At 52.7% G+C, this 24955-nt stretch carries 23 protein-coding genes; 7 read left to right on the top strand and 16 right to left on the bottom strand.

Annotated elements, in window-relative coordinates:
- The first annotated feature begins 20 nt into the window (after window positions 1-20).
- Entirely contained in the window at window positions 21-911 is an 891-nt protein-coding gene (cdd, locus tag L2731_RS09480) for a cytidine deaminase (protein WP_239886372.1), read from the top strand.
- A gap of 264 nt (window positions 912-1175) precedes the next feature.
- On the opposite strand, the gene L2731_RS09475 is transcribed toward cdd, so the two are convergent.
- The 12 genes from L2731_RS09475 to yceD all read right to left on the bottom strand — a co-directional run bounded on the left by L2731_RS09475 (window position 1176) and on the right by yceD (window position 11058).
- Complete coding sequence (locus L2731_RS09475) at window positions 1176-2051, bottom strand: NAD(P)-dependent oxidoreductase (protein ID WP_249252864.1); 876 nt, start codon at window positions 2049-2051, stop codon at window positions 1176-1178.
- A 23-nt stretch (window positions 2052-2074) separates the two neighbouring features.
- Window positions 2075-3664 carry an FGGY-family carbohydrate kinase gene (locus tag L2731_RS09470; protein ID WP_249252862.1) on the bottom strand — a complete coding sequence of 530 codons (1590 nt, stop codon included), beginning with the start codon at window positions 3662-3664 and terminating at the stop codon, window positions 2075-2077.
- A 51-nt stretch (window positions 3665-3715) separates the two neighbouring features.
- The gene (locus tag L2731_RS09465) at window positions 3716-4195 is read right to left on the bottom strand and encodes an acyl-CoA thioesterase (protein WP_249252860.1); all 480 of its coding nucleotides are present in this window, start codon (window positions 4193-4195) and stop codon (window positions 3716-3718) included.
- A gap of 86 nt (window positions 4196-4281) precedes the next feature.
- Complete coding sequence (locus L2731_RS09460) at window positions 4282-4641, bottom strand: hypothetical protein (RefSeq protein ID WP_249252858.1); 360 nt, start codon at window positions 4639-4641, stop codon at window positions 4282-4284.
- A gap of 158 nt (window positions 4642-4799) precedes the next feature.
- The gene (fabF, locus tag L2731_RS09455; RefSeq protein WP_041511590.1) at window positions 4800-6041 is read right to left on the bottom strand and encodes a beta-ketoacyl-ACP synthase II; all 1242 of its coding nucleotides are present in this window, start codon (window positions 6039-6041) and stop codon (window positions 4800-4802) included.
- A 168-nt stretch (window positions 6042-6209) separates the two neighbouring features.
- Window positions 6210-6443 carry an acyl carrier protein gene (gene acpP, locus L2731_RS09450; protein ID WP_011865403.1) on the bottom strand — a complete coding sequence of 78 codons (234 nt, stop codon included), beginning with the start codon at window positions 6441-6443 and terminating at the stop codon, window positions 6210-6212.
- Window positions 6444-6603: 160 nt separating this feature from the next.
- Complete coding sequence (gene fabG, locus L2731_RS09445; protein ID WP_239850255.1) at window positions 6604-7350, bottom strand: 3-oxoacyl-ACP reductase FabG; 747 nt, start codon at window positions 7348-7350, stop codon at window positions 6604-6606.
- Between the two features lie 10 nt (window positions 7351-7360).
- Window positions 7361-8287, bottom strand: coding sequence for an ACP S-malonyltransferase (gene fabD, locus L2731_RS09440; RefSeq protein ID WP_249252856.1), 927 nt, complete (start codon window positions 8285-8287; stop codon window positions 7361-7363).
- Between the two features lie 46 nt (window positions 8288-8333).
- Window positions 8334-9293 carry a beta-ketoacyl-ACP synthase III gene (locus L2731_RS09435; RefSeq protein ID WP_041511593.1) on the bottom strand — a complete coding sequence of 320 codons (960 nt, stop codon included), beginning with the start codon at window positions 9291-9293 and terminating at the stop codon, window positions 8334-8336.
- Window positions 9294-9302: 9 nt separating this feature from the next.
- Window positions 9303-10331, bottom strand: a complete 1029-nt coding sequence (gene plsX / locus L2731_RS09430) for a phosphate acyltransferase PlsX (RefSeq protein WP_160794952.1) — start codon at window positions 10329-10331, stop codon at window positions 9303-9305.
- A gap of 14 nt (window positions 10332-10345) precedes the next feature.
- Window positions 10346-10516, bottom strand: coding sequence for a 50S ribosomal protein L32 (gene rpmF, locus L2731_RS09425; protein WP_011865398.1), 171 nt, complete (start codon window positions 10514-10516; stop codon window positions 10346-10348).
- Between the two features lie 17 nt (window positions 10517-10533).
- Entirely contained in the window at window positions 10534-11058 is a 525-nt protein-coding gene (gene yceD / locus L2731_RS09420; protein ID WP_239850253.1) for a 23S rRNA accumulation protein YceD, read from the bottom strand.
- 608 nt (window positions 11059-11666) lie between these two features.
- Between yceD and L2731_RS09415 the strand changes: the two genes are divergently transcribed.
- Both L2731_RS09415 and L2731_RS09410 read left to right on the top strand, forming a co-directional pair.
- Window positions 11667-12263, top strand: coding sequence for a Maf family protein (locus L2731_RS09415; protein WP_249252854.1), 597 nt, complete (start codon window positions 11667-11669; stop codon window positions 12261-12263).
- Window positions 12264-12438: 175 nt separating this feature from the next.
- Complete coding sequence (locus L2731_RS09410; protein WP_249252852.1) at window positions 12439-13812, top strand: sensor domain-containing diguanylate cyclase; 1374 nt, start codon at window positions 12439-12441, stop codon at window positions 13810-13812.
- Here the strand turns inward: L2731_RS09410 and L2731_RS09405 are convergent.
- The gene (locus L2731_RS09405) at window positions 13793-14452 is read right to left on the bottom strand and encodes an HAD-IA family hydrolase (protein WP_249252850.1); all 660 of its coding nucleotides are present in this window, start codon (window positions 14450-14452) and stop codon (window positions 13793-13795) included. The two genes, L2731_RS09410 and L2731_RS09405, sit on opposite strands and share 20 nt — an antisense overlap.
- The gene (gene rluC, locus L2731_RS09400; RefSeq protein WP_249252848.1) at window positions 14449-15408 is read right to left on the bottom strand and encodes a 23S rRNA pseudouridine(955/2504/2580) synthase RluC; all 960 of its coding nucleotides are present in this window, start codon (window positions 15406-15408) and stop codon (window positions 14449-14451) included. The genes L2731_RS09405 and rluC overlap by 4 nt, the downstream gene beginning before the upstream one ends.
- Window positions 15409-16006: 598 nt before the next feature.
- Between rluC and rne the strand changes: the two genes are divergently transcribed.
- A complete protein-coding gene (gene rne, locus L2731_RS09395; RefSeq protein WP_249252846.1) occupies window positions 16007-19429 on the top strand; it encodes a ribonuclease E in 3423 nt (1140 codons plus the stop codon).
- Between the two features lie 127 nt (window positions 19430-19556).
- Window positions 19557-21116 carry a SulP family inorganic anion transporter gene (locus L2731_RS09390; protein WP_249252844.1) on the top strand — a complete coding sequence of 520 codons (1560 nt, stop codon included), beginning with the start codon at window positions 19557-19559 and terminating at the stop codon, window positions 21114-21116.
- A 62-nt stretch (window positions 21117-21178) separates the two neighbouring features.
- On the opposite strand, the gene L2731_RS09385 is transcribed toward L2731_RS09390, so the two are convergent.
- Entirely contained in the window at window positions 21179-22099 is a 921-nt protein-coding gene (locus L2731_RS09385; RefSeq protein ID WP_249252842.1) for a bifunctional methionine sulfoxide reductase B/A protein, read from the bottom strand.
- 292 nt (window positions 22100-22391) lie between these two features.
- Between L2731_RS09385 and L2731_RS09380 the strand changes: the two genes are divergently transcribed.
- The gene (locus L2731_RS09380; protein WP_249252841.1) at window positions 22392-23231 is read left to right on the top strand and encodes an isopenicillin N synthase family dioxygenase; all 840 of its coding nucleotides are present in this window, start codon (window positions 22392-22394) and stop codon (window positions 23229-23231) included.
- A gap of 108 nt (window positions 23232-23339) precedes the next feature.
- A complete protein-coding gene (gene ylqF / locus L2731_RS09375) occupies window positions 23340-24281 on the top strand; it encodes a ribosome biogenesis GTPase YlqF (RefSeq protein ID WP_041511624.1) in 942 nt (313 codons plus the stop codon).
- 167 nt (window positions 24282-24448) lie between these two features.
- Here the strand turns inward: ylqF and L2731_RS09370 are convergent, their stop codons facing one another.
- Entirely contained in the window at window positions 24449-24928 is a 480-nt protein-coding gene (locus L2731_RS09370; protein ID WP_249252840.1) for a low molecular weight protein-tyrosine-phosphatase, read from the bottom strand.
- Between the last annotated feature and the right edge of the window lie 27 nt (window positions 24929-24955).

Here is a 24955-nt window from a genome sequence, read left to right as displayed (position 1 = left end):
AACAATTAAGGATCAAGCTCATGCAAGATAGATTTGTTCACTGCATAGCTCAACTGCCACAACCTTTGGCAGATCAATTAGTCCCTTTATTGAACCAGGACTTTGCCGGGCATATGGACGCCCAGCAGGTGGCCGACCTCGCCCAGGCCACCCAGATGAGCCAGGATGAGTTACTGCTCGCCATGCTGCCGATAGCTGCGGCACTCGCCAAGCCTCCCATTAGTGAGTTTTATGTAGGCGCTATCGCCAAGGGCGCCAGCGGCGACATCTACATGGGAGCCAACCTGGAGCTCGACGGCGAGGCGCTTTTCCATAGCGTGCACGCCGAGCAGAGCGCCATCAGCCACGCCTGGTTAAGCGGTGAGACGGGTATCGAAGATATCATAGTCAACGCCTCTCCCTGTGGTCACTGCCGTCAATTTATGAATGAATTGGTCGAGGGGCAAGCCATCCGCATTCACCTGCCTGAGCAGGCGACTCAGCCCTTGTCTCACTATCTGCCCTACGCCTTCGGCCCGGCCGATCTGAATATCAAGACGCCACTGCTGTCCAAACAGCAGCACGAGTTTGCCCTGGAAAGCGCCGATCCCATGATCATCGAGGCTCTGGACCATCTGAGCCTGAGCTACGCGCCATACAGTGAAGGCTATGCCGCCGTAGTGTTAGAGACACGCGATGGCGCGACCTTCTGCGGCCGCTATGCGGAAAATGCAGCGTTTAACCCATCCATGCTGCCGATGCAGATGGCCTTGTCGGCAATGGCCAGACATAACCGCGATTTTAGCGAGATCAACCGCGCCGTGTTGATCGAATCGAGCCAAGGTAAGATCTCACTAGTGGGAGCCACCATGGATGCGCTACACGCGGTAGCGGCAGTCGAACTTGAGCACATCATGGTCGATCCGGTGTAAAGACACTAGTCAAAATCATTGACGATCAAAAAAGGACTGCTTGGCAGTCCTTTTTTAATATTTGGCAACTGCGGTTTTAGCAGTAACCAGGGTACGTGATATTATACCAATCACGGTAAACATGTGATCAGAAATAGCGCAGGAAAAACGCTTGAGAACAAAGCAGGATTTTTAGATAAGTAGTTATTCTACAATTAAAAATACTAATACAGTTATCGAGCGTTTTAACAAGCTAGAATGATCAATTATTTATTACGATTGGTATTAGCCGCGGCTCTTCTCCAAGCGCGCTAACAGGCTTGAGGTATCCCAGCGCTGACCGCCCTGAGCCTGAACCTCGCTATAGAATTGGTCGACCAATGCCGTCAACGGCAGGTGCGAGCCATTACGGCGCGCTTCATCCAGGGCGATGCCTAGATCTTTACGCATCCAGTCGACGGCAAAACCAAAGTCATATTGTCCCTGCCACATGGTCTGATAACGGTTCTCCATCTGCCAAGATTGCGCGGCGCCTTTACTGATCACCTCGACCACTCTCTCACCATCGAGTCCGGCGCTACGGGCAAAGTGTAAGCCCTCGGCCAAGCCCTGTACCACGCCTGCGATACAGATCTGGTTTACCATCTTAGTAAGTTGACCACTGCCCACCTCACCTAGCAGCTCTGAACAGCGAGCATAAGCCTGCATCACAGGTTTGGCAGCCTCAAAGTCGGCGGCTTCGCCACCCACCATAACGGTCAGCACGCCATTCTCGGCGCCGGCTTGTCCACCGGAGACTGGCGCATCGATAAAGCCAATACCTTTCGCTTTTGCCGCACCGCCAAGCTCACGCGCCACATCCGCAGATGCCGTGGTGTGGTCGACCAGAATGCTGCCCTCTTCCATGGCCGCCAGGGCACCGGTATCTCCCAGCACCACAGAGCGCAAATCGTCATCGTTGCCGACGCAGACAAATACAAAGTCTTGTCCTTTAGCCGCCTCGAAAGGCGTCGGGCACCAGTTCCCGCCATAGGTATCACACCAGGCCTGTGCCTTGGCCTGCGTACGGTTATAGACAGTTACCTCATGACCATGCTTCACCAGATGCCCCGCCATTGGGTATCCCATCACGCCTAATCCTAAAAATGCTACCTTTGCCATCTTCTGTCCTATCTCTTTATTGATTAATACTGCTTATTCACCTTCTTAAAGAAAGGTTTTATTTGGGGGTACAAGGCCTCATAGGCTTTAAACACGCTGGCATATTGTGCCACATGCTCGGCCTGGGGTTCGAACTTTTCACCCAGACGGCGCATCTGGCGTCTGGCGCTGGCGAGATCAGGATAGATCCCCGCGCCTACGGCGCAGCACATGGCGGCGCCCAGCCCCGAGGCTTCATGCAATGATAAACGCTCCACCGGACGGTTAAAAATGTCGGCGCACATCTGCATCACCAGATCGCTTTGTGCGCCACCGCCTGTCACCCGAACCCGCCTAAAGGGTGATCCCTTGAGCCGCTCCAAACGAAGCAAACCCTGCTTGAGGGTCATCAAGATCCCCTCGATGGCGGCGCGGTAAAGGTGCAGCCGGCCATGCTCTGGCGTAAAACCGATAATGCTGCCTCTCGCCTCTGGCCCTGGGTAGATGACGCCTTGCGCCCACAGCGGGCTCAGCAGGAGGCCATCCGCGCCTATGGGCACCTTGGCGATGGCCTGGGTGATATATTGCTCTGGGCTAATGCCGAGCGCCGTGGAGTCTTTAACCTCCTGCGCGCCAAACTGCTCGATGAGCCAACTGAGCAGCCAAAAGCCTCTCTCTAGCTGGATCTCAGTGATATAATCTGTCGCCTCAATCGAGGGAAAGGCTGGAAGATAACGATAGGCCTCGCGGTATCTGTGACCGCCCCAGGCGAGTATGGCCGCGCTGCCCAGACTGATACAGGCAATATCCTGCTCGCCGCAGCCAGCCGCGTACACCTCACAGGCCTTATCGGCTCCGGCGCCATAAACGGCAAGGCCAGTTGCTAACCCGGTATCCTTGGCAAAATGCTCACTCACCTTCCCAATGGCCTGAGTCGGCGCGGCCAAAGGCACCATCTGTGATGGACTGCACGCCAGCGACTGCCAACGCCAGCTGCGGCGATTCGCCCAGGTTTTGCGGCGGTAATCGAAGGGCAGATAAGCCACCTGAGATGCCTCGCTGTCGATGAGACGTCCGGTGATCTTTCCGGTGAGATAGCCGCTGAGCAGCGCCACCTTGTCGGCGGCAACCAGCTTGTCTTTATGATGCTCAAACAGATAGTTCACCTTAGCAGCGCGTCGCAGGTATTGAATTCGCCGCCTAAGGCCTATGCAGAGAAAGCCCAGGCGGTAGTACCAGGCCATAGGTGGCAACTCGTTGCTCGCCAACCGTCTATCGGACCACATGTAGACAGGCGATATTGCCTCCCCTGCATCGTCGAGCAGCACAGTGCAGGCTCTTTGGGTCGTCAGCGCCATTCCCTTGATCTGACCAGGTAACACCTGGGTGTGCTCGAAGAGGCCGCGCACCACATCCACCAACTGGCGATAACAATAGTCGGCCGACTGCTCACTCACGCCGGGCGCACCATCACGATAGGGCTGCACTGCGTGCTGTCGTTTTGCGATGAGCTGCCCTTGGCGGTCGAACACTAAGGCTCTAACGCTCTGGGTACCATAGTCCAGAGCGAGGAAATAAGGATTATCGCCCGCGGTACTGGCTCGGGCGCTAGATTCAGCTGAAGGTAGAGTCATAGACGATAATGAGCAGCCAAGCCCTAAGATTTCCGAGTTAGGGTTTATGAGTTAAGGTTTAAGGTGTGCTTCCATCTCGGCACCAATCTTCTTACGCATCTCCATCAGACGAATGGCAGATTCGCGCATCAGCTTATCAGACTCGGTGACAGGCACCCACTCAGGCACGGATGACGGCTGACCGGAATCATCCACGGCCACCATGATCACGATACAGTGGGTGGTAAGGTGGCGCTCAGGATGTTTAGGATCGCCCGCTTTCACGTCTATTCCGATATGCATCGAGGTCCGGCCGGTGTAGATAACCTTTGCCCCGACCTCGACTATGTTGCCCACATGAATGGGTTTAACGAAACGTATGCCCCCTGCATAGGCGGTGATGCAGTACTTTCCGCTCCAGCCCGCCGCACAGGCGTAGGCGGCTAAATCGATCCACTTCATGACCGCACCACCATGCACCTTACCGCCAAAGTTAACATCGGCCGGTTCGGCCAAAAATCGCAGGGTGCTTTCTCTATCTTGTCCCGCCATCACAGCCACCTCATCAGAGCTAATAAAACTAAAGTGTACTGCAAATAAGTCCGAGATAGTAACTAAGAATCATGCTTTTAGCGCAGTTATCCCCAACGGACTACCGCAAGACAGGCCGCGAGGATCAATGGCAGACTCAGGCGAAACACCCAAAGCAGGGCGCGTTGGCCCAAGATAGCCGGGATCTTGATAAATCGAGAGAGGCCAATCCCCAGCAGGAAGAGCACGAGCACCTCGACGCCGGCGGCCAGATTGGTATCACCACCGCTATAGATGGCGGTGACCAATAAGGCGAACCAAACGGTGGCAAACGCGGCCGAGGCGAGAATGAAGGTCTTTAGCCCCACAGGCAGACGAAATGAATGCTCACCACGAATGAGTCCATTGAGGTTAGCGGTGAGCAGACCAACCATGGGCATTAACGGAACAACGACTGGATTTAACACGATGACACCATCAGAGTGAAGTTAACAGAGCCAGATTATCTGCCTGCTTTTTGTCGCTGCCAATAGAGATGAACTAAGCTTAATTCAGGCACCATTCCAACTTAACTCAAACATAAAAAAAGCACCATTAAGGTGCTTTTTCGCTTTAAAACTGATACTTATTCGCCACGTTTAAACAACAATGACCCGTTAGTACCGCCGAAACCGAAGGAGTTACACAGGGCGTAATCAAACGCGTGAGCACGCGCCGTGTGCGGTACGAAATCAAGATCGCAGCCTTCGTCTGGATTATCCAGATTAATGGTCGGTGGGATCATCTGGTCGCGCAGCGCCAGCAGGGTAATAATGGCTTCGACTGCACCGGCCGCGCCAAGCAGATGGCCCGTCATCGATTTGGTCGAGCTCACCAACAAGTTGTAGGCATGATCGCCAAACACATTCTTCACCGCAGAGGCCTCGGCCTTATCGCCTGCAGGTGTTGAGGTGCCGTGAGCATTGATGTAACCCACTAGCTGCTTGTCGATAGCTGCATCCTTGATGGCATTTTCCATCGCCAATGCAGCGCCTGCACCATCCGCCGGTGGCGAGGTCATATGGAAGGCGTCACCGCTCATACCAAAGCCAACCAGCTCACCATAGATGGTTGCACCGCGCGCCTTAGCGTGCTCATACTCTTCCATCACCATGATGCCGGCACCGTCACCGATGACGAAACCATCTCTGTCCTTATCCCAGGGACGGCTGGCCGCAACGGGATCGTCGTTGCGGGTCGAGAGCGCCTTAGCCGAACCGAAGCCGCCAACGGCTAGCGGACAGGTCACATCCTCTGCGCCGCCGGCAATCATCACATCGGCATCGCCATAGGCGATGGTACGTGCAGCAAAGCCGATGTTGTGCACGCCTGTGGTACAGGCGGTGGTGACCGCAAAGTTAGGGCCTGTCATGCCATACTTGATCGACAGATGACCGGCGATCATGTTGATGATGGTGCTGGGCACGAAAAATGGCGAGATCTTGCGTGGACCGCCCTTTAACAGGGCCGAATGTGCCGCTTCGATCAGTGGCATACCGCCCATACCGGCGCCGATGGCGGTACCGACACGAGTGGGATCTTCCACTTCCATATTCAAACCGGCGTCTTCAATCGCCTGGATACCCGCCGCCATACCGTATTGGATAAAGAGATCCATCTTACGGGCTTCTTTCTTAGGCAGGTACTGCTCTACGTCAAAATCTTTGACCGAGCCGCTGAAACGAGTTGAGAACTCGCTGGCATCAAATTTGGTTATCGGTGCAATACCGCTCTGTCCCGCAAGCAGGGCTTTCCAGGAGGTCTCTACGGTATTGCCGACTGGTGTGACAAGACCAATACCTGTGATGACTACACGACGTTTAGACACGTTTTCACCTTTCACTAGAATGAGATGGGAGGCCTCGAAGGAGGCCGGAAAAACAAGGCTTATTAGGTTATAGCACAGGAAACTCAGACGGGCATCCGCCCTCACCTGCGCCTAGCCCTCAAACAAAAACAGGCGGCAAAATTGCCGCCTGTTTTAGAGAATTCAGTATTACTGATTCTTAGAAACGTAATCGATCGCTGCCTGAACAGTAGTGATCTTTTCAGCTTCTTCATCAGGGATCTCAGTGTCAAACTCTTCTTCTAGAGCCATTACCAACTCAACGGTGTCCAGAGAATCTGCACCTAGGTCGTCAACGAAAGATGCTGCTGGTTTTACGTCTTCTTCTTTAACGCCCAGTTGCTCGATAATGATTTTCTTTACACGTTCTTCGATGTTGCTCATTAGTTTTCTTTCCTATTCAAATTACGCACTTGCGTAAGATTGCGAGTAGTTTATTCAATTTGGCACACAATGCAAGCTTAACTTTTGTGGTCTAACCACAAAACCTACGTAAGTCTACGCCAAAAATCAATCAAAATCAGTCAGTTGTTATAACCGACGTTTAAACCATGTACATGCCGCCGTTTACATGCAGAGTTTCCCCTGTGATGTAAGCCGCTGAATCCGATGCTAAAAACAGTACAGCATTTGCAATCTCTTGCGGCTGTCCCAGTCTTTCCATAGGAACTTGTGACATAATACCTTTTTGCTGCTCTTCCGTCAGCTCATCCGTCATATCGGTCTGGATAAACCCAGGAGCAATAGCATTCACTGTTATTTGACGAGATGCAACCTCTCTTGCAAGAGATTTTGTAAATCCAATCAAACCAGCTTTAGCTGCGCAATAGTTTGTCTGACCTGCATTGCCCATTGTGCCTACAACAGAGCCAATATTAATAATACGGCCACTGCGCTTCTTCATCATTGTACGTAACACCGGCTTAGAGGTGCGATAGAGAGAGGTCAGGTTGGTATCTATGATATCCGTCCACTCATCTTCCTTCATACGCATCAAGAGATTATCGCGCGTGATACCCGCATTGTTTACCAGAATATCAACTTCACCGACTTTTTCTTTGATCGAGGCAAATAATTGGTCAACTGATTCACTATCGGTAACATTTAATACTAATCCATGACCCTTATCACCCAAGTATTCCTGGATAGCGGCTGCGCCACGTTCGCTGGTCGCAGTGCCGATCACTAAGGCGCCGGCCTCAACCAATGTTTCGGCGACCGCGCGGCCAATACCGCGGCTAGCACCGGTTACCAAGGCAACCTTGCCTGTTAAATCGAGATTGAAACTCATCTATTACTCCTTATTCACCGAGCGCCGCAACAGAGGCGCTATCATTCGCCACTTTCGCGCTCAGTGATTTATTGATTCTTTTCGCTAAACCGGTTAGCACCTTGCCTGGGCCCACTTCAACCAGCTGACTGATGCCCTCTGCGGCCATCTTCTCAACGGTCTCAGACCATCTAACCGGGCAGTAAAGCTGACGTACTAGCGCATCTTTAATGGCATCAACCGCCTCAGGCATAGCCACATCGACGTTGTTGATCACAGGAATGCTAGGAGCATTAAAGCTCAATGCGTCCAACGCCTTTGCCAACTCATCCGCCGCAGGCTTCATCAACTGGCAGTGAGATGGCACACTCACAGGCAAGGCAACGGCCATCTTGGCACCGGCCGCCTTACAGGCATCCGCCGCACGCTCTACCGCCGCCTTCTCACCGGCGATAACCACTTGGCCAGGGCTGTTATAGTTAACCGGAGCAACGACTTGACCTTGCGCCGCCTCTTCACATGCCTTAGCGATACCGTCGTTATCCAGACCGATAATCGCAAACATGGCGCCAGTGCCGGCAGGCACAGCCTGCTGCATCAGTTGACCACGTAGCTCAACCAATTTCACCGCGTCTTTAAAATCGATCACGCCTGCGCATACCAATGCCGAGTATTCACCCAGGCTGTGGCCTGCAAGCAAGGCTGGCTGAGGCGCTGATGTGGCCTGAATAGCACGCCAAATGGCGACACTTGCAGTAAGCAAAGCTGGCTGGGTCTTGTCGGTCTGATTCAACGACTCCGCAGGTCCCTCTTGTACCAGTTGCCACAAGTCATAGCCTAATACCTCGCTGGCCTCAGCGAAGGTTTGTCCGACGACCTCATGTTCCGCCGCCAATTCGGCCAACATGCCTACGGCCTGAGAACCCTGCCCAGGGAAGACATAAGCAATCTTTTCCATTTTTATATACCTTTACTAAATCAATGTATTCTAGTACTAAAATCGACTAAAAACGAACCAGCGCGCTGCCCCAGGCAAATCCGGCACCAAAGGCCTCGAGGAGCAAGAGTTGGCCACGCTGAATACGTCCGTCACGCACCGCCTCATCCAAGGCGATCGGCACAGAGGCTGCCGAGGTATTACCATGTTTGGCCAGGGTCAAGACCACCTTATCCAGACTCATGTCGAGCTTCTTGGCGGTCGCCTTAATGATGCGGAAGTTGGCCTGATGAGGCACCAGCCAGTCGATCTCTGATTTATCGATCTGGTTGATGCGTAGCGTCTCAGTGACCACATGGGAAAGCTGAGTCACGGCGACCTTGAAGACATCGTTGCCCTTCATCGTCATATAGCCAACGGCTTGAGACGACTCACCGGCTCTTGGCGGGAAGGAACACTTAAGCAGATCGCCTTGACGGCCATCGGCGTAAATATGGGTCGAGATGATGCCTGGCTCTTCTGAAGCGCCTACAACCGCGGCGCCGGCGCCATCACCAAATAAGATGATGGTGGTGCGATCTTCTGGCTCACACAGACGCGACAAGACATCGGCGCCAATCACCAAGACTTTCTTGGCCGCGCCCGTCTTTACAAACTGATCGGCAACCGATAAGGCATAGACAAAGCCTGAGCAGGCAGCTGCGACATCGAAGGCCGGAATGGTGTGCACGCCCAGCATCGCCTGAATTTCACAGGCAGCAGCAGGAAAGGCGTTATTAGCACTGGTGGTGCCACATACGATCATATCCAGCTCGCTAGGGTCTACCCCTGCCATTTCCAGGGCGCGTACGGCGGCGGCATAACCCATGGTCGATACTGATTCGTCTTCGGCGGCTATTCTGCGCTCTGAAATACCGGTACGTTCAACAATCCACTGGTCACTGGTGTCCACCATCTTTTCCAGATCTTGATTGCTACGGACTTGCGCTGGCAAATAACTACCAGTTCCGAGAATTTTTGTATGCATAAGGAGATATCAGTTATTTATGTCTAAAAGGATCGACTCAAGACGCTCTTCGATCATCTTGGGGAGTCGACGTTGTGCTTCGGTCACTGCCAAACTAATTGCTTGTAAATAGGCAGATTCATCCGCACTTCCATGACTTTTTACTACAATTCCGCGCAATCCTATCAGACTTGCTCCGTTATAGTGGTCGGGGTTCATCTGATTTAAAACACTATTAATGCGCGGTGCGATTAACTTGGCCAGTAATCGTACAAAAAAGCCTTGAGTTAAGCCTTTCTTCAACTGATGGACGAGGAGCCTTGCGATCCCCTCAGAGGTTTTCAGGGTAATGTTACCGACGAAACCGTCACAGACGATGACATCGACGTTACCCGAATAGATAGCATCGCCTTCAATAAAGCCGGCGTAATTGAGTTGTGGGCTCTGTTGCAGTAACTGCCCCGCCTGTTGTACCTGATCGTTACCCTTGATCTCTTCGATGCCCACATTGAGCAGGGCTACCTTAGGGGCGGGATTCTTATCCACGGCCTCACATAACACCGAGCCCATCACCGCAAACTGAAACAGGGTTTCACTGCAGCAGGAGACGTTAGCACCGAGATCCAGCAGGTACACGGGTTTATGATTGACCGCCGGCAGGCAACTGACCAGGGCGGGTCTGTCTATGCCCGGCAGTGTCTTGAGTAACACCTTGGAGATGGCCATCAAGGCCCCGGTATTACCCGCGCTCAAACAGGCCTGCGCCTTCTTATCCCGTACCAGTTCGATTGCCAGACGCATTGAGCTTTGCTTGCAGTTACGCAGCGCATGCACGGGTCTGTCGCACATCTTCACCACTTCTGTGGTATGCACGAGTTCGATACGCGAAAGTATGTCTGACTCAAGGTGGCTTAGCAGAGGTTCGATTTGCGACCTATCACCCACCATGATGACGTGTAAGAAGGGATATAAGCGAAGTGCCTGCAGGGTTGCAGGCACTGTGATGCGGGGACCAAAATCGCCCCCCATCGCATCTAACGCAAGCGTCAGATTAGTCATCGGCAATCAACAGATTACTTGTTGATAACCTTTTGACCACGGTAGTAACCGTCTGCAGTCACGTTGTGACGACGGTGTAGTTCACCACTCGTTGCATCAACTGACAGTTGAGCAGTGCTCAACGCGTCGTGTGAACGGCGCATACCGCGCTTTGAACGAGATTTTTTATTCTGTTGTACAGCCATTTGACCTGTCTCCTAGATTACTTGCTCTTCAGTTTTTCTAACACTGCAAACGGATTTGGACGCTCCTCTTGAGCGGGTTCAATCTCGCCTACTACTACATCTTGATCGCCTTTGCTGCAGCTTTCTTCTGCATGCATCGGGATCAAAGGCATAGCTACTATCAATTCATCTTCAATCAATTGATGCAGACGAATCTCACCTATCTCATTGCACTCAATAGGGTCATACGCATCCGGGAGCTCATCGATTTCTGCCTCAGACCCGCAAGGGCTAAAACAAAAGTCGACCGTAACCTCAGTGGTAAAAAGCGTCATGCAACGTTGACATATCAGAGTGAGCTCCGTCACAGCCTTCCCTTTCAGGTAGACTATCCCCTGTATATCTACACCACATTCAAGCGACACTGCCACATCGGAACAGTCGCCGGCACATAATTCATTTAATCGCTTTAACTGCACACCGGGAACAACGCCTTCATAAGAAAGCTTGCTGGCCGCTGCGCGTATAGGATCAATTGAAACCGGTATCTTTACTGTTTGCATAAGGCGCGCATATTATAGTTTGAATTACCTTGAGTCAAAGGAAAATTTATCTCCTTTATCGATCCCGTTAACGAAAGCGATAAAACCCATCAATAATTCAAAAATTGTTGGAGCGAAAATTTTACCCAAGGGCCAATGGATACTCAAGCCCCGCACGCTTAAAATAAAAGCATTCGCACGGGGTTAGCCTGTTCTTTTCATTACCCTTGTCTAAATATAGCCCGCGGCACCTATATCGGTCTCTTTCTTGGGTCATTTGAGGGTTTATTTATAACCTCATTTTTGTCTAACCTCAGCCACTATTGACCCCAAAGCCATGACGCAAACACCTAGCTCACCACGACTGGCCCACTGCACTAAGAAAACAGCCCTAGGCAACGGTTCAGCCTCTTTCTCAACGCAAACGGCAAATGTTCACGCGCCGCTTTGGTTGTTCTCAGCTTAGCTCTGTCTTTTGAAGCCAGATGAATTATGATGGTCGCCACGCAGAGCTAGTTTACGGCGCGCCTCAATTTAGATGCCATAAATGTCATAGAGGCATATAAAGGCAGAAGAATCGGCTATTGCTTCAGGCGCAACAAATACCAGAGAAACAACAAGGTTAAACCATGACCCCAAGCATCATACTCGCATCCACCTCAGTCTTTCGTCAGTCATTACTGCAAAAGCTGGCCATCAAGTTTGACACCTGCGCCCCTGAGGTCGACGAGACGCCCATTGCCGGTGAACCGGCTCAGGAACTGGTCACACGTCTGGCACTCGCCAAAGCCAGGGCGGGCGCCCAAGGTCGCCAGAGCGGACTGATTATCGGCTCAGATCAAGTGGCGGTGGTCGATGGCGACATCATAGGTAAGCCGCTGACGCGAGCCAACGCGATCGCACAGCTTGAACGTGTCTCAGGCAAATCGATCACCTTCTATACCGGACTCGCACTCTTTAATGCGGCTAACGAATCCCATAAAGTAATCTGCGAGCCCTTCGTCGTGCACTTCAAGACGCTGACCAGCAAGCAGATCCAATACTATGTTGATACTGAGCAGCCGCTCTACTGCGCCGGTAGCTTTAAGTCAGAAGGCCTCGGCATCGCCCTGTTCGAGCGTCTGGAGGGACGGGATCCTAACACACTAGTAGGTTTACCCCTGATCGCGCTCACTGAAATGCTACTCAAGCAAGGCGTCGACATTCTTGCCCCGGCAGCTAGTTAATAACTGCCACCAAAGACACAGCAATTAATACCACCGCATGAATCCAATTCAGGACTAATCACTAGATAACCACTTCACAACCGATCAAAAACTCGCTATGTTGAAATGACTGGTTGTTACATGCCAATAACAATGTTAGCGACAAGGAAGTCAGTTTACTTGGGGTGGTTATACTATGACCGATCTTGAAGAAGCCCTTGCCTTGCTTGCCGCGCCCTGTATTGATGAGCGCTTTTTTCAGCGGGCACTGAAGGCGCTAGCACTTGTCACTCAGTGTCGCTGGGCGGCCTTCGCCCGGCCTTCGACTCTGCAAGGGAAAATTGAAGTGGTCGCATTTTGCGACCTTAAACAAACCATTCCCGGATTTGAGTTTGATCTCAAAGGCTCCCCCTGTGAAGCCATCTATCAGATGCGTTACCCCAATACTCATCTCTTGTACGCAAGCGATCTACAACAACGCTTCCCCGACTTTAAGCTGATTAAAGATCTGGGGGCGGTCAGTTATCAGGGCGAGTTGATCCTGGACGATGAGGGCTACCCAATTGGGCACATCTTAGTCATGGATCCCCTGCCCCAGAGGGAGAACACCAAGTCACGGGAGTTTTTCCGCCTATTGGCCCAGCGAATTGGCGTCGAATATAAGCGCCTGCTACTGTCGAGGGAGCTATCGGTGCACAAGCAGATGATCGCATCGACCCACCACATGATGTCCTTCGTCGATCTGGACTATCGCTACCACGTGGTATCTAAAGGCTACGAACACCTACTCAACTGCAACTCAAGTGAGATTGTTGGCAAGCATGCCAGTGAAATCCACGGAAAAGCGGTTTTCGATAACTATCTAAAGCCACTGCTAGACAGATCCTTTGCGGGAGAGTCGATCAACACCCAGACCCGCATCCATCCCCCTTCGGTGTCCGAGCCGCAATACCTCAACGTCCATCACAATCCGCACCAAGATGAGAATGGTCGAATCAATGGTGTCATCGTCTCGGCCCATAACATCACCGAGCTGCACAAGGCAAAAGAGGAGAGCGAATATCTGGCATTTCATGACTCTCTGACTCAGTTGCCTAACAGGCTCGCCCTATTTAATCACTTTGCCGACTTACTGCCAAACCTGTCCGACACCCAAGCTGAGCTGGCGGTACTATATTTGGATCTTGATGATTTCAAACAGATCAACGACAACTACAACCATCTGGTGGGCGACCAGGTTTTACAAAGAGTGGCGCAGATCTTACGGGAGGCATGCGCCGAGGCGGAGATGGTAGCGCGAATAGGCGGCGACGAATTTATCATTTTGCATAGATTCGACGCACAAGATGAGGATGACAAGCGACAGGCGCTCACCAGACTCTGCCTCAACCTAGATCAGATGCTCGATGAAGGCATTAGGCACGAAGGGGAGCATCTGCGACTCGCCGCCAGTATTGGTTACCATTGGGTCGAGCCTGCTCAAAAAGATGTCTCGGCGCTGATCTGCCTGGCAGACAAAGCCATGTACCGCAACAAGCGCCGTAAGCGGCTTAATGAGGCTCGCCAGTGATGAGTGGTAGCAGCGCCAGCGGATGCTCGGCGATGGCGACAGGGTTGGCTTCTTGCAGCTTCAACGCCGAATGGGCGCCATAACTCACGCCAATGCCATCTATGCCCGCATTGCTCGCCATGTTGAGATCGTGCACCGAGTCGCCGATCATCACCGCCTTCTCGGGAGCAACATCGAGCAGTGAGAGTAGCTCATGCAGCATCTGCGGGTGAGGCTTACTCATGGCCTCATCGGCGCAGCGACTGGCCACAAAATGCTGATGAAAACCTGTCTCATTGAGCACCCTGTCTAGCCCGGCGCGGGCCTTGCCGGTAGCTACCGCCAGTTGATGCCCAGATGCCTTAAGGGACAAGAGTAACTGCTCGGCGCCATCAAACAGAGGGCTCGGCGTTTGATTGAGCTGCAGATACTGCTTGCGATACACATTAACCATATTCTGGCGAGTCTGCTCACAGGCACTGGGGTGCAGGACATTTAGTGCCTCGTCCATTGACAGGCCTATGATGTCACGTATCGCCTGCTCACTCGGCACCATCATACTCAGCTCTCTGGCGGTCTGCTGCATGCAGGCCACTATCTTGCTGACCGAGTCCATCAGGGTACCATCCCAATCGAAGATCACTAAATCGTATCGTTTCATGCCTTATCCAATTTATTCAACAAGTCTTGTAGTGCCGCATCCAGTGGCGCCTTAACCTGCATCACCTCTTCGGTGACCGGATGGGTAAATTTCAGTTGGGCCGCATGGAGAAAGAGACGGTTAAGCCCCAACGCGCGCATGGAGTCATCGAACTTCTGCTCGCTGTATTTCTCATCGCAAGCTATGGGGTGACCGGCATACTGGCAATGCACACGGATCTGATGGGTGCGTCCGGTAACAGGACTGGCCTGCACCAGCGTGGCCCCTTGGTAGCGCTGCATAATCTTAAAACGGGTTTCTGAGGGCTTACCCTCTTGATTGACCCGCACGATGCGCTCGCCCGATTTAAGGGTGAGTTTCAATAGTGGCGCATTGACCACCTTGTCATGACGCTGCCATTCACCGCGTACCAGGGCAAGATAATCCTTCTGCATCTTCTTGTAACGCAGTTGATCGTGGAGATGTTTAAGGGCGCTACGCTTCTTGGCAATCAACAAGACCCCTGAGGTCTCCTTGTCCAGTCGGTGAACCAGTTCAAGAAACTTTTGCTGCGGCCTGAGTGAACGCATCGCCTCAATGACGCCAAAATCGACGCCACTGCCGCCGTGCACCGCGATGCCTGCCGGCTTGTTGAGCACTATGATGGCCTTGTCTTCAAACAGGATACGTCCCTCGAGTTGAGACACCTTAGTCAACTTGGCACTCGGCCCTGGCTTATCTTCATTGCTTGAGACACGAACAGGCGGAATACGCACCACGTCCCCGTCTTGCAGCTTATATTCGGGCTTGATCCGCTTCTTGTTGACCCGCACCTCGCCCTTGCGCACGATACGATAGATCATGCTCTTGGGAACGCCCTTCAATTTAGTCACCAGAAAGTTATCGATTCGCTGGCCGAGGTGATCTTCGTCGATCGTCACCAGTTCGACTTTATTTAATGCTTGTTGATTGTTCATGCTACGCCTTGTCTCTTTCAAGCTGCACATTGTACATCAGATAACAAGTTTTGTGCCTTTCCATTTGCTGATTTTCAGGATTGTTGCTATATTTGCCACGCCAATGGGGATAAATAGTGAATAAAGTGTTCACAAATCCCCCAACGCAGGCGCGAAGAGCGGAGACTAAAAGCCATTTTTACTGAGTAGTAAGTCATTGACTTACAAGTCGTTGGATAAAAATAAACCGAGAAAACGAGTTTAAACGACTAAACACAGTATCAATGCCACATTTCAACGTGGTTTCTCTAAGAATAGCGCCCCCAATTTCGAAGTTTACTATTAACTTGTCGTCAGACGAGCACTTATCGATTTTGGCATTACCGGAAAGTACATTAGAATTTATGGGGTTGGTTGACGTTTAACAACGAATTCCTTGTTTTTAGCGATTTTAAAAAATAAGCCATAAATAGGATGCGACACGCAGCGATTGCGTCTTACAGAGATTGCGCACCCTAGCCCAGACCCAAGCCGTGAGGCTCCACTTACCGATTCTGGGCCCGTAATGCATCGAAAAAGCGTCGTTTGATGACCTTATTTTAAGAAGAAATACGTCATCATGAAACGGATGTTAATTAATGCGACTCAGTCTGAAGAGTTGCGCGTTGCCCTCGTTGATGGGCAACAACTGTACGATCTCGATATCGAGAGTCCTGGTCACGAGCAGAAGAAAGCCAACATCTACAAGGGTAAAATCACTCGCGTAGAACCCTCACTCGAAGCGGCTTTCGTCGACTATGGCGCGGAGCGTCATGGTTTCCTTCCCCTCAAAGAAATTGCACGCGAATACTTCCCTAAAGGTTACTCTTTCCAAGGCCGTCCTAACATCAAAGAGGTGGTTAAAGAGGGTCAGGAAGTCATAGTACAGATTGACAAAGAAGAGCGTGGCAACAAGGGCGCGGCCCTGACCACCTTCATCAGTCTGGCGGGCTCTTACCTTGTGCTTATGCCAAACAACCCTCGTGCCGGCGGTATCTCTCGCCGAATCGAAGGCGATGAGCGTACCGAGCTAAAAGCGGCCATGTCTGAGCTGGAAGTACCGCAAGGCATGGGTCTTATCGTACGCACCGCAGGTGTTGGTAAAGATGCCACCGAGCTGAAATGGGACCTTAAGGTACTCCAGCATCACTGGGCAGCCATCGAAGAAGCGGCGCAAAACCGCCCTGCACCTTTCCTGATCCATCAGGAGAGTAACGTTATCGTACGCGCCATCCGTGACTACCTGCGCCGCGACGTGGGTGAAGTCCTGATCGACCATCAGCGTATCTATGAACAGGCCAAACAACACGTTGCTTTGGTGCGTCCTGACTTCGTCGATCGTATCAAGCGCTACGAGGCGGAAGTCCCGCTGTTTACCCATTTCCAGATTGAAACCCAGATCGAATCGGCCTTCCAGCGTGAAGTGCGCCTGCCTTCTGGTGGTTCTATCGTTATCGATCCAACCGAAGCTCTGACCTCAATCGATATCAACTCGGCCCGGGCGACTAAGGGCGGCGATATCGAAGAAACCGCACTCAATACGAACCTTGAAGCGGCCGACGAGATTGCCCGTCAGCTACGTCTGCGCGACTTGGGTGGTCTGGTTGTTATCGATTTCATCGACATGACACCGGTCAGACACCAACGCGAAGTCGAAAACAGAATGCGCGACGCCGTGCATCACGACAGAGCCCGTGTCCAACTGGGACGCATCTCTCGTTTCGGTCTGATGGAGATGTCACGTCAGCGTCTGCGTCCATCTTTGGAAGAGTCTGCCGCGCACCTGTGTCCACGCTGTCATGGTCAAGGCACTATTCGTGGTACTGAGTCGCTGGCCCTCTCGATTCTGCGTCTGATGGAAGAGGAAGCGATTAAAGAGAACACCTCTCAAATTGAGGCCGTCGTACCGGTCGATGTCGCCGCCTTCCTGCTGAACGAGAAGCGTAAAGCCATACGCATCACGGAGCAGCGTCATGGCGTAGAAGTCTATGTGATCCCAGATCCTAACATGACGACACCGGACTACCGCGTGACCCGCCATCGCAAGGACGATCAGATCAGCGAATCGAGCTACAAGCTACTCGAGCAGCCTGAATCTAAGCTCTATGAGCCACGCAAGCTAGAGCGTGCCGCCGCACCAGAGCCAGCCCTCAAAGGCTTCTCGACGCCGGTTAAGGATACCCCAACCCAGAAGGCACCCGCAGCGCCCAAGCAGGCCGAAAAGCCACAAGAGCCAGGCCTGATTGCTAAGCTATTTGCCGCTATCGGTAAGCTATTTGGCGGTGAGCCAGAGCAGCCGAAAGAAGAGGTTAAGAAAGAGCAGCCTCGTCGCAACGCACAAAATCGTAACAGCCGTCGCAACAATCGTCGCAACGATACACGTAAGAGTCGCGAAGAAGGTAAAGAGACTGACAACAAGCGCAGCCGTGGTGCCAAGTCTGACGACACGGACAACCGCAATGCTAAGAGCCGTAACGAGAAGCGCCAAAAGCGCGACCGTGACGACAAGCCTCAGAGCCAGAGTAAAGACACTGAGAGCAAGGCACAGCAGCCAAAGCAAGAGGCCGCTCGCGAGCGTCGTCAACGTCGTAACATGCGCCGCAAGGTGCGCGTACAGTCTGAGCAGCAGTTAGCCGATGAAGCTGCACTGGCCGTCGACGTTGCCGAAAAGGCCAACGACGAGCAGGTACAAGTGCCCGCCGCAGAAGCCAAAGCAGAAGACAAGCCGCAGCGCCAGAAGCGTCAGCCTCGTAAGAGCAAGCCTAAGCAGGAAAAAGTCGACAAGGTAGAGGAAGAGACTCAAGCCGAGCAAGTCGCGCAAAGCGCCGCCGAAGAAACGGCCGCCGAGCAACCAGCTACAGAGACTCAGGCCAAGAGCGAGCCTCAAGCCCCAGTTGATGCCGACAAGGCGACTCAAGACGAAGCGCAAGTCGACGATACTGCGGCTCAGGCCCAGGAAGCAGAGACAGAAGGCAAGCGCGAGCCAAGAGAAGGTCAGCGTCGCAGTCGTCGTAGCCCACGTCATCTACGCGCCGCCGGTCAGCGTCGTCGTCGCGATGAGGAAAACAATGGCGAAGCGAGCAATGGCGAACCCGCATTTATCCCAAATGAGGTGGAGACCGCTCCTCTGCTGGACGAGCAGCTGCAAACCGGCAGCGGTGCTGAAGTGGTTAGCGAAGCCCAGGCGGAAGTAACTCAACAAGCAGCTAGTCAACAAGAAGCTGGTGACCAAAGCAAAGCTGAAACGACCTCGGCAGAAGCTAATGAAGCGGCCAGTGCCGCTGCAGAAGAAGCACCTGCTAAAGAAGGGGCTGAAGAAACTGCTCAAGAAGAGAGCAAGCCTAAGCCAAAGCGTCGTGCGCCGAAGGCCAAAGTCGTAGCTCAAGAGGAAACCTCTGTAGAAGACGCTCAGCAAAGTCTGCCACTAGCGGGTGAAGCAGAGGCCAGTCTGAAAGAGGAAGTTCAGGCGGAACTGGATCTAACCAGCACACCTGAAGAGGTTAAGGCTAGCCAGGAAGCTGCGCCACAGGCGAATGACGATGCAGCGCAGACGCAAGAGTCAGTTGTCGCTGCCGAAGTGGTGGAGGCTGCACAGGTCGAAACCTCTGAAGTCGAAGCGCAAGAAGCCAAGGCTGAAACACAGGCGTCGGCGGCTCAGGAGCCTGCAGCGAAAGAGAGCAGCGCTGCCTCTGCGCCAATGGCAAAGCCAGCAGCCATACAGGCACCTAACACTCAGGTAAAACCTGCCGCTAAGGTACAGGAAAAGCCTGTAAAGACTGAGTCGTCAGAAGAGGCGGCTAGCATTAAGGCCGAGAAGCCTGCAGCTAAGGCTACCAGCCGCTTTGGTTCCATGGTGAGCTCGACCATGACCAAGCCAGAGGTAGAAGCCAGGGCGCTAGTCGATACCCCATCGGGACGTCAATATGAGCCTACGGCAAAAGAAGCCTCGGCCGAGCCGGCGAAACGCGCCAACAGCGCAAACTCGGAAATGGCCCGTCCCTAAGGTATACTAAGCCTTAAGTCAAAAAAGCCATGCAACAATGCATGGCTTTTTATTTTATTAGCGCCGCTATTTTGCTAGTATGCGCGGCCGAAAATCAATCAACCAACATATTAATAACAGAGGCTAAATGTTCGATCTTATTCGTCACAAAACCAGCAGCCATAGAGCCGACCTGTTGTCGGGACTCACGGTTGCACTGGCATTGGTGCCCGAAGCCGTTGCTTTTGCTTTCGTCGCCGGTGTCGAGCCCATGGTTGGCCTATACGCCGCCTTCATCATGGGACTGGTCACCGCCCTCATCGGGGGTCGTCCAGGCATGATCTCCGGCGCAACCGGCGCCATGGCCGTCGTCATGGTGGCACTGGTCAGCGAACATGGGGTGCAATACCTCTTTGCCGCCGTGGTACTCGCAGGCCTGATACAGGTGGCATGCGGCTTGTTCAAGCTGGGGAAATTTATTCGAATTGTGCCCTATCCTGTGATGATAGGTTTCGTCAACGGCCTCGCCATAGTGATCTTTCTGGCGCAACTGGGCCAATTTAAGGTGCCAGATGCCAACGGTGTATTAACCTGGCTGCCACAGGAACAATTGCTCCTCATGCTGGGGCTGGTAGCTCTCACCATGGCAATCATCCACTTCTTGCCTAAGCTCACCACGGCGTTTCCTTCTTCGTTAGCGGCGATCCTGACGGTCACCGCCATCGTAGTCTTCTTGGATCTCGATACCCGTAACGTACTGGACTTCTTGAAATCCATGTCAGGCGATGAGAGCGCGACCATAGCGGGTAACCTGCCGACCTTCGCCATTCCATCGGTGCCCTTTAACCTGGAGACACTGTCGATCATCCTGCCCTACTCCTTTATTCTGGCGGCGGTTGGCCTTATCGAATCGCTACTGACCCTGACGGTGATCGATGAGATGACCAGTACCCGAGGCAAAGGCAACAAAGAGTGTGTCGGCCAGGGCATTGGCAACATCACCAGTGGTTTCTTCGGTGCCATGGGTGGCTGCGCCATGATCGGCCAGTCGATGATTAACATTAATTCAGGCGGACGCGGTAGACTCTCAGGGATCACGGCAGCCATCGCCCTGCTCACCTTTATCCTGTTCGGCTCGGCGCTAATCGAGATGATCCCGCTGGCGGCGCTGGTCGGTGTGATGTTCATGGTAGTGCTGGGCACGTTTGAGTGGGCAAGCTTCAAGGTGATGCGCAAGGTGCCTAAGCACGATGCCTTCGTTATCGTCCTGGTGACTGTGGTGACCGTATTTACCGATCTCGCCTTTGCTGTGTTTGTCGGTGTTATCGTCTCTGCGCTGGTATTTGCCTGGGAGCACGCCAAGCACATCAACGTCGATGTCAGCGAAGATGCCAATGGCTGGAAGGTATATAAACTCAACGGCCCGCTGTTTTTCGGCTCGGTCGCCGAGTTCTTAGAGCTGTTTCATGCCAAGACAGATCCCCAAGACGTGATTGTGGATTTCCAAAACTCCCGCGTATGCGACCACTCTGCGCTCGAAGCCATAGATACATTGGCTGAACGCTATGTCAGCTCGGGTAAGCGACTGCACCTGCGTCACCTCAGCCACGACTGTAAGCAGCTGCTGCATAAGGCGGGCGATCTGGTGGAAGTTAACCTGATAGAAGATCCCCACTACAAGGTGGCCGACGACAAGCTCGACTCTTAACGCTCACCTCCTAGGAGCTAGCTTAAAGTTAGCAACAAAAAAGGCGCATGATGCGCCTTTTTTTATGCTCCCCCACCCGACTTGAGCCGTTCCTTAAACAGGGCCTTTATCTTATCCACCTTTGGTTTAACCACCATCTGGCAATAGGGCTGCTGACCATTATGCTCGAAGTAGGCATCATGATAGGGCTCCGCGGGATAGAAGTTTTCCAGTGCCACCAGCTCGGTGACGATGGGCTTGTCGAAAACCTTCGCCTCGGTCAATCTGGCGATCATCTGGCTGGCAGTCTTAATCTGCTCATCGTCATGGGCGAAAATCACCGAGCGATATTGGGTGCCGACATCGTTGCCCTGGCGATTGAGCGTAGTGGGATCATGGCTCCGCCAAAAGACCTCTAACAGCTCATCAAAGCTGATGATATGGCTATCGAACTCTATCTGTACCACCTCGGCATGACCCGTATCACCGGCGCACACCGCACGATAGTTAGCGCTCGATGCATCGCCCCCGGAATAGCCAGACTTCACGGCGATCACCCCTCTGAGCTGGCTAAATACCGCCTCTAGGCACCAGAAACAACCGCCACCCAGGGTGGCCCAGCGAATATGGCTGTCATCACTCATTTGCTTCGTCTCACCCTTAAATACCATGGAGACAGAATTGACACAGTGGCGCAAATTCTTATCTGTCAGATACTCGCCTTCAAACACATGACCTAGGTGAGCGCCACACTGGTGACACACTATCTCAACCCTGTGACCATCGGCATCGGGCAGGCGCTTGACCGCCCCCGGGATCTCGTCGTCGAAGGCGGGCCATCCACAATGGGCATTAAACTTATGTTCGGACAGATAGAGAGGCGCATCACAGCGCTTACAATGATAGACCCCTGGCGCATCGTGCTGGTTATACTCGCCACTAAAGGGCCGCTCCGTGCCCTTACTCTCAATCACAAACCGCTCAAATTCCGTTAGCTCACGCATAGTTAAAGGCTTTGCACTCCTGTACCGCTAAGACGACCCATCAGGCCAATAAGATCTCACTACTCTCACAATAGCAGATAAAAGACCCAGTAAAAAGGTAGGTTATTACGTGTTGACACTAATAATCTGTTGTTTGTTAGCTAGCCAATGATTTTAATAACGAAAACACCTGAGGCAAACCATCCCCTTCTTGTACTAAAACAATGAAAACGTGATTTTTGTCACACCTAATTGCTCAAAGCCTATCCCAGGGGTACACTGCCTGCGGGGTTCAATAACAAGAAAACAAAATATGAAATTAGAAACAATAGATTACCGTGCACAAGACAGCGCCAAGCGATTCGTTGAATCTTTGCGCGAAACAGGATTTGGCGTACTCTCAAATCACCCAATCGACAAGGCCTTAGTCGATACCATTTATGAAGAATGGCAGGCCTTCTTCAATAGCGACGAGAAACAGAACTATCTGTTTAAGCCGGAAACCCATGATGGTTTCTTCCCGGCTGAGGTGTCTGAAACAGCTAAGGGTCATACGGTTAAAGATATTAAAGAGTATTACCATGTTTACCCTTGGGGACGCATTCCCGATTCGCTCAGGGAAAACATACTGCGTTACTACCAAGAGGCCAACGCCCTGGCCGAGGAGCTGCTTGGCTGGGTGGAAGCCCATACGCCGGCGGAAGTGGCGGTTAACTACTCTATCGCCCTGCCGAAAATGATCGAAAACAGCCAAAAGACACTATTGCGTATTCTTCACTACCCGCCAATGTCGGGCGATGAGGAGCTAGGTGCCATTCGCGCCGCCGCCCACGAAGATATCAACCTGCTCACCGTACTGCCGGCCGCTAATGAACCAGGCCTTCAGGTGAAAGCCAAATCGGGCGAGTGGTTAGACGTACCAAGCGATTTCGGCAACCTGATCATCAACATAGGTGACATGCTGCAGGAAGCCTCAGGCGGCTACTTCCCATCGACTACCCATAGAGTGGTCAACCCAGAGGGCGCCGATAAGACGCGTTCGCGTATCTCCCTGCCCCTCTTCCTACATCCTAAGCCAGAGGTGGTCCTATCGGAGCGCTACACTGCCGACAGCTATCTGATGGAGCGTCTGAGAGAATTAGGGGTTATCTAACCGCTTCGACTAAGATAAAAAGCGCCCGTGGGCGCTTTTTATTTATGATTTTTAAGCCATATCAGGGTAAAATCCCTCCCCAAATTTGCACAGAGACAGAGTACAGAGATGGCAATTCAGTGGTTTCCAGGCCATATGCACAAGGCGCGCAAAGAGATAGCAGAGGTGATGCCTCAGGTCGATCTGGTGATCGAGGTGCTCGATGCCCGCATCCCCTACAGCAGCGAAAACCCTATGGTCACCAGTTTGCGCGGTGACAGGCCCTGTATCAAACTGCTCAACAAGTCAGATCTGGCCGATCCTGAAGTAACCCAGCGCTGGATTGAGTATCTGGAGCAGGAGCAAGGGGTAAAGGCGATGGCCATCACCACGCTGCAGGCCGCGCAGGTGCGTAAGGTCCCCGAACTCTGCCGTAAGCTGGTACCTGCCCGTGACAAGATAGAGAAAGATATCCGCACCATGATCATGGGCATTCCTAACGTAGGAAAATCAACCATTATCAACACCTTAGCTGGCAGAGTCATCGCCAAGACGGGTAATGAGCCCGCCGTCACCAAGACCCAGCAACGTATCAACCTCAAGAATGGCATAGTGCTGTCCGACACCCCAGGTATTCTCTGGCCAAAGGTGGACAACGAGGCCAGTGGCTATCGCCTGGCGGTTACGGGCGCCATTAAAGACACGGCGATGGAGTATGAAGATGTAGCCATGTTTGCCGCCGAATATTTCCTCAAGGCCTATCCCGATGCCATGCTAGAGCGTTATAAGCTGAAAGAGCTACCGAATGATGATATCGGCCTGCTAGAGGCGATTGGCCGTAAACGCGGCGCCCTACGACCAGGTGGCAGAATCGATCTGCACAAGGCCTCTGAACTACTGCTGCACGAGTTCCGCTCGGGTAAGATAGGCCAGTTATCACTGGAGACACCAGAGATGGCCGCAGCCGAGAAGGCGGAAGTGGCGCGTATCCTGGCCGAGAAAGAGGCTGAGAAACAAGCGAAGATCGAGGCAGAGCGCCTCAAACGTTCGGGCGTTCGTCATAACGACTAAGCCCGTCATAACTACTCAGCGCTTCATCATTAACCATAGCTATTTGGCGTAACTATCTGGCATAGCTATCTGACATGGCTAACGGATTAAGATAAGCGGTTAGCACTTCGCCGCTTGCAACATGACACTTAGATAACGGTCAGTTGCAAGCGGTTTAACCAAGCCCCCTATTTCGCAATCTGCGCCAATAGCTTGTCACAGTTCTGTTGCAGTAGATCCAACACCTGCTCGAAACCTTCATCGCCACCGTAATAAGGATCTGGCACCTCCCGCTCCCCCTCTCCTAGAAAAGAGAGCATCAAGGTCAGCTTAGACTGATGCTGAGCCGGACAACGCGCTCGCAACTCACGCAAGTTAGCCCTGTCGGCCGCCAGGATCAGATCGAAACGTTCAAAGTCTTCATCTCTAACCCCTCTGGCACGAATGCCGCTAAAGTCCAACCCGCGGCGCTCGCCCGCCAAGCGTGCACGCCTGTCAGGCTCCTCCCCCTCATGGTAGCCAGAGGTGCCCGCCGAATCGCAGTCCATCGACAAACCGCGCTCGCTGAGCAGCCCTCTAAACACCGCCTCGGCCGTCGGTGAGCGGCAGATATTTCCAAGGCAGACAAACAGGACTGAGTTGATCTTCGACGAGTTGATCTTCGACATAGTTATCCTTTTCGTACATGTTTTATT

The sequence above is a fragment of the Shewanella aquimarina genome (assembly GCF_023349185.1).
Classification (GTDB): Bacteria; Pseudomonadota; Gammaproteobacteria; order Enterobacterales; family Shewanellaceae; genus Shewanella; species Shewanella aquimarina.
The sequence above is the reverse complement of the archived record's forward strand: the minus strand, read 5'-3'. Positions and strand labels throughout refer to the sequence as shown.

What these genes read in the sequence shown, in the direction of transcription:
- cdd (WP_239886372.1), top strand. Translation starts at nt 21, where the DNA reads ATGCAAGATAGATTTGTTCACTGCATAGCTCAACTGCCACAACCTTTG.
- L2731_RS09475 (WP_249252864.1), bottom strand. Translation starts at nt 2,051, where the DNA reads ATGGCAAAGGTAGCATTTTTAGGATTAGGCGTGATGGGATACCCAATG.
- L2731_RS09470 (WP_249252862.1), bottom strand. Translation starts at nt 3,664, where the DNA reads ATGACTCTACCTTCAGCTGAATCTAGCGCCCGAGCCAGTACCGCGGGC.
- L2731_RS09465 (WP_249252860.1), bottom strand. Translation starts at nt 4,195, where the DNA reads ATGGCGGGACAAGATAGAGAAAGCACCCTGCGATTTTTGGCCGAACCG.
- acpP (WP_011865403.1), bottom strand. Translation starts at nt 6,443, where the DNA reads ATGAGCAACATCGAAGAACGTGTAAAGAAAATCATTATCGAGCAACTG.
- fabG (WP_239850255.1), bottom strand. Translation starts at nt 7,350, where the DNA reads ATGAGTTTCAATCTCGATTTAACAGGCAAGGTTGCCTTGGTAACCGGT.
- fabD (WP_249252856.1), bottom strand. Translation starts at nt 8,287, where the DNA reads ATGGAAAAGATTGCTTATGTCTTCCCTGGGCAGGGTTCTCAGGCCGTA.
- L2731_RS09435 (WP_041511593.1), bottom strand. Translation starts at nt 9,293, where the DNA reads ATGCATACAAAAATTCTCGGAACTGGTAGTTATTTGCCAGCGCAAGTC.
- plsX (WP_160794952.1), bottom strand. Translation starts at nt 10,331, where the DNA reads ATGACTAATCTGACGCTTGCGTTAGATGCGATGGGGGGCGATTTTGGT.
- rpmF (WP_011865398.1), bottom strand. Translation starts at nt 10,516, where the DNA reads ATGGCTGTACAACAGAATAAAAAATCTCGTTCAAAGCGCGGTATGCGC.
- yceD (WP_239850253.1), bottom strand. Translation starts at nt 11,058, where the DNA reads ATGCAAACAGTAAAGATACCGGTTTCAATTGATCCTATACGCGCAGCG.
- L2731_RS09415 (WP_249252854.1), top strand. Translation starts at nt 11,667, where the DNA reads ATGACCCCAAGCATCATACTCGCATCCACCTCAGTCTTTCGTCAGTCA.
- L2731_RS09410 (WP_249252852.1), top strand. Translation starts at nt 12,439, where the DNA reads ATGACCGATCTTGAAGAAGCCCTTGCCTTGCTTGCCGCGCCCTGTATT.
- L2731_RS09405 (WP_249252850.1), bottom strand. Translation starts at nt 14,452, where the DNA reads ATGAAACGATACGATTTAGTGATCTTCGATTGGGATGGTACCCTGATG.
- rluC (WP_249252848.1), bottom strand. Translation starts at nt 15,408, where the DNA reads ATGAACAATCAACAAGCATTAAATAAAGTCGAACTGGTGACGATCGAC.
- rne (WP_249252846.1), top strand. Translation starts at nt 16,007, where the DNA reads ATGAAACGGATGTTAATTAATGCGACTCAGTCTGAAGAGTTGCGCGTT.
- L2731_RS09390 (WP_249252844.1), top strand. Translation starts at nt 19,557, where the DNA reads ATGTTCGATCTTATTCGTCACAAAACCAGCAGCCATAGAGCCGACCTG.
- L2731_RS09385 (WP_249252842.1), bottom strand. Translation starts at nt 22,099, where the DNA reads ATGCGTGAGCTAACGGAATTTGAGCGGTTTGTGATTGAGAGTAAGGGC.
- L2731_RS09380 (WP_249252841.1), top strand. Translation starts at nt 22,392, where the DNA reads ATGAAATTAGAAACAATAGATTACCGTGCACAAGACAGCGCCAAGCGA.
- ylqF (WP_041511624.1), top strand. Translation starts at nt 23,340, where the DNA reads ATGGCAATTCAGTGGTTTCCAGGCCATATGCACAAGGCGCGCAAAGAG.
- L2731_RS09370 (WP_249252840.1), bottom strand. Translation starts at nt 24,928, where the DNA reads ATGTCGAAGATCAACTCGTCGAAGATCAACTCAGTCCTGTTTGTCTGC.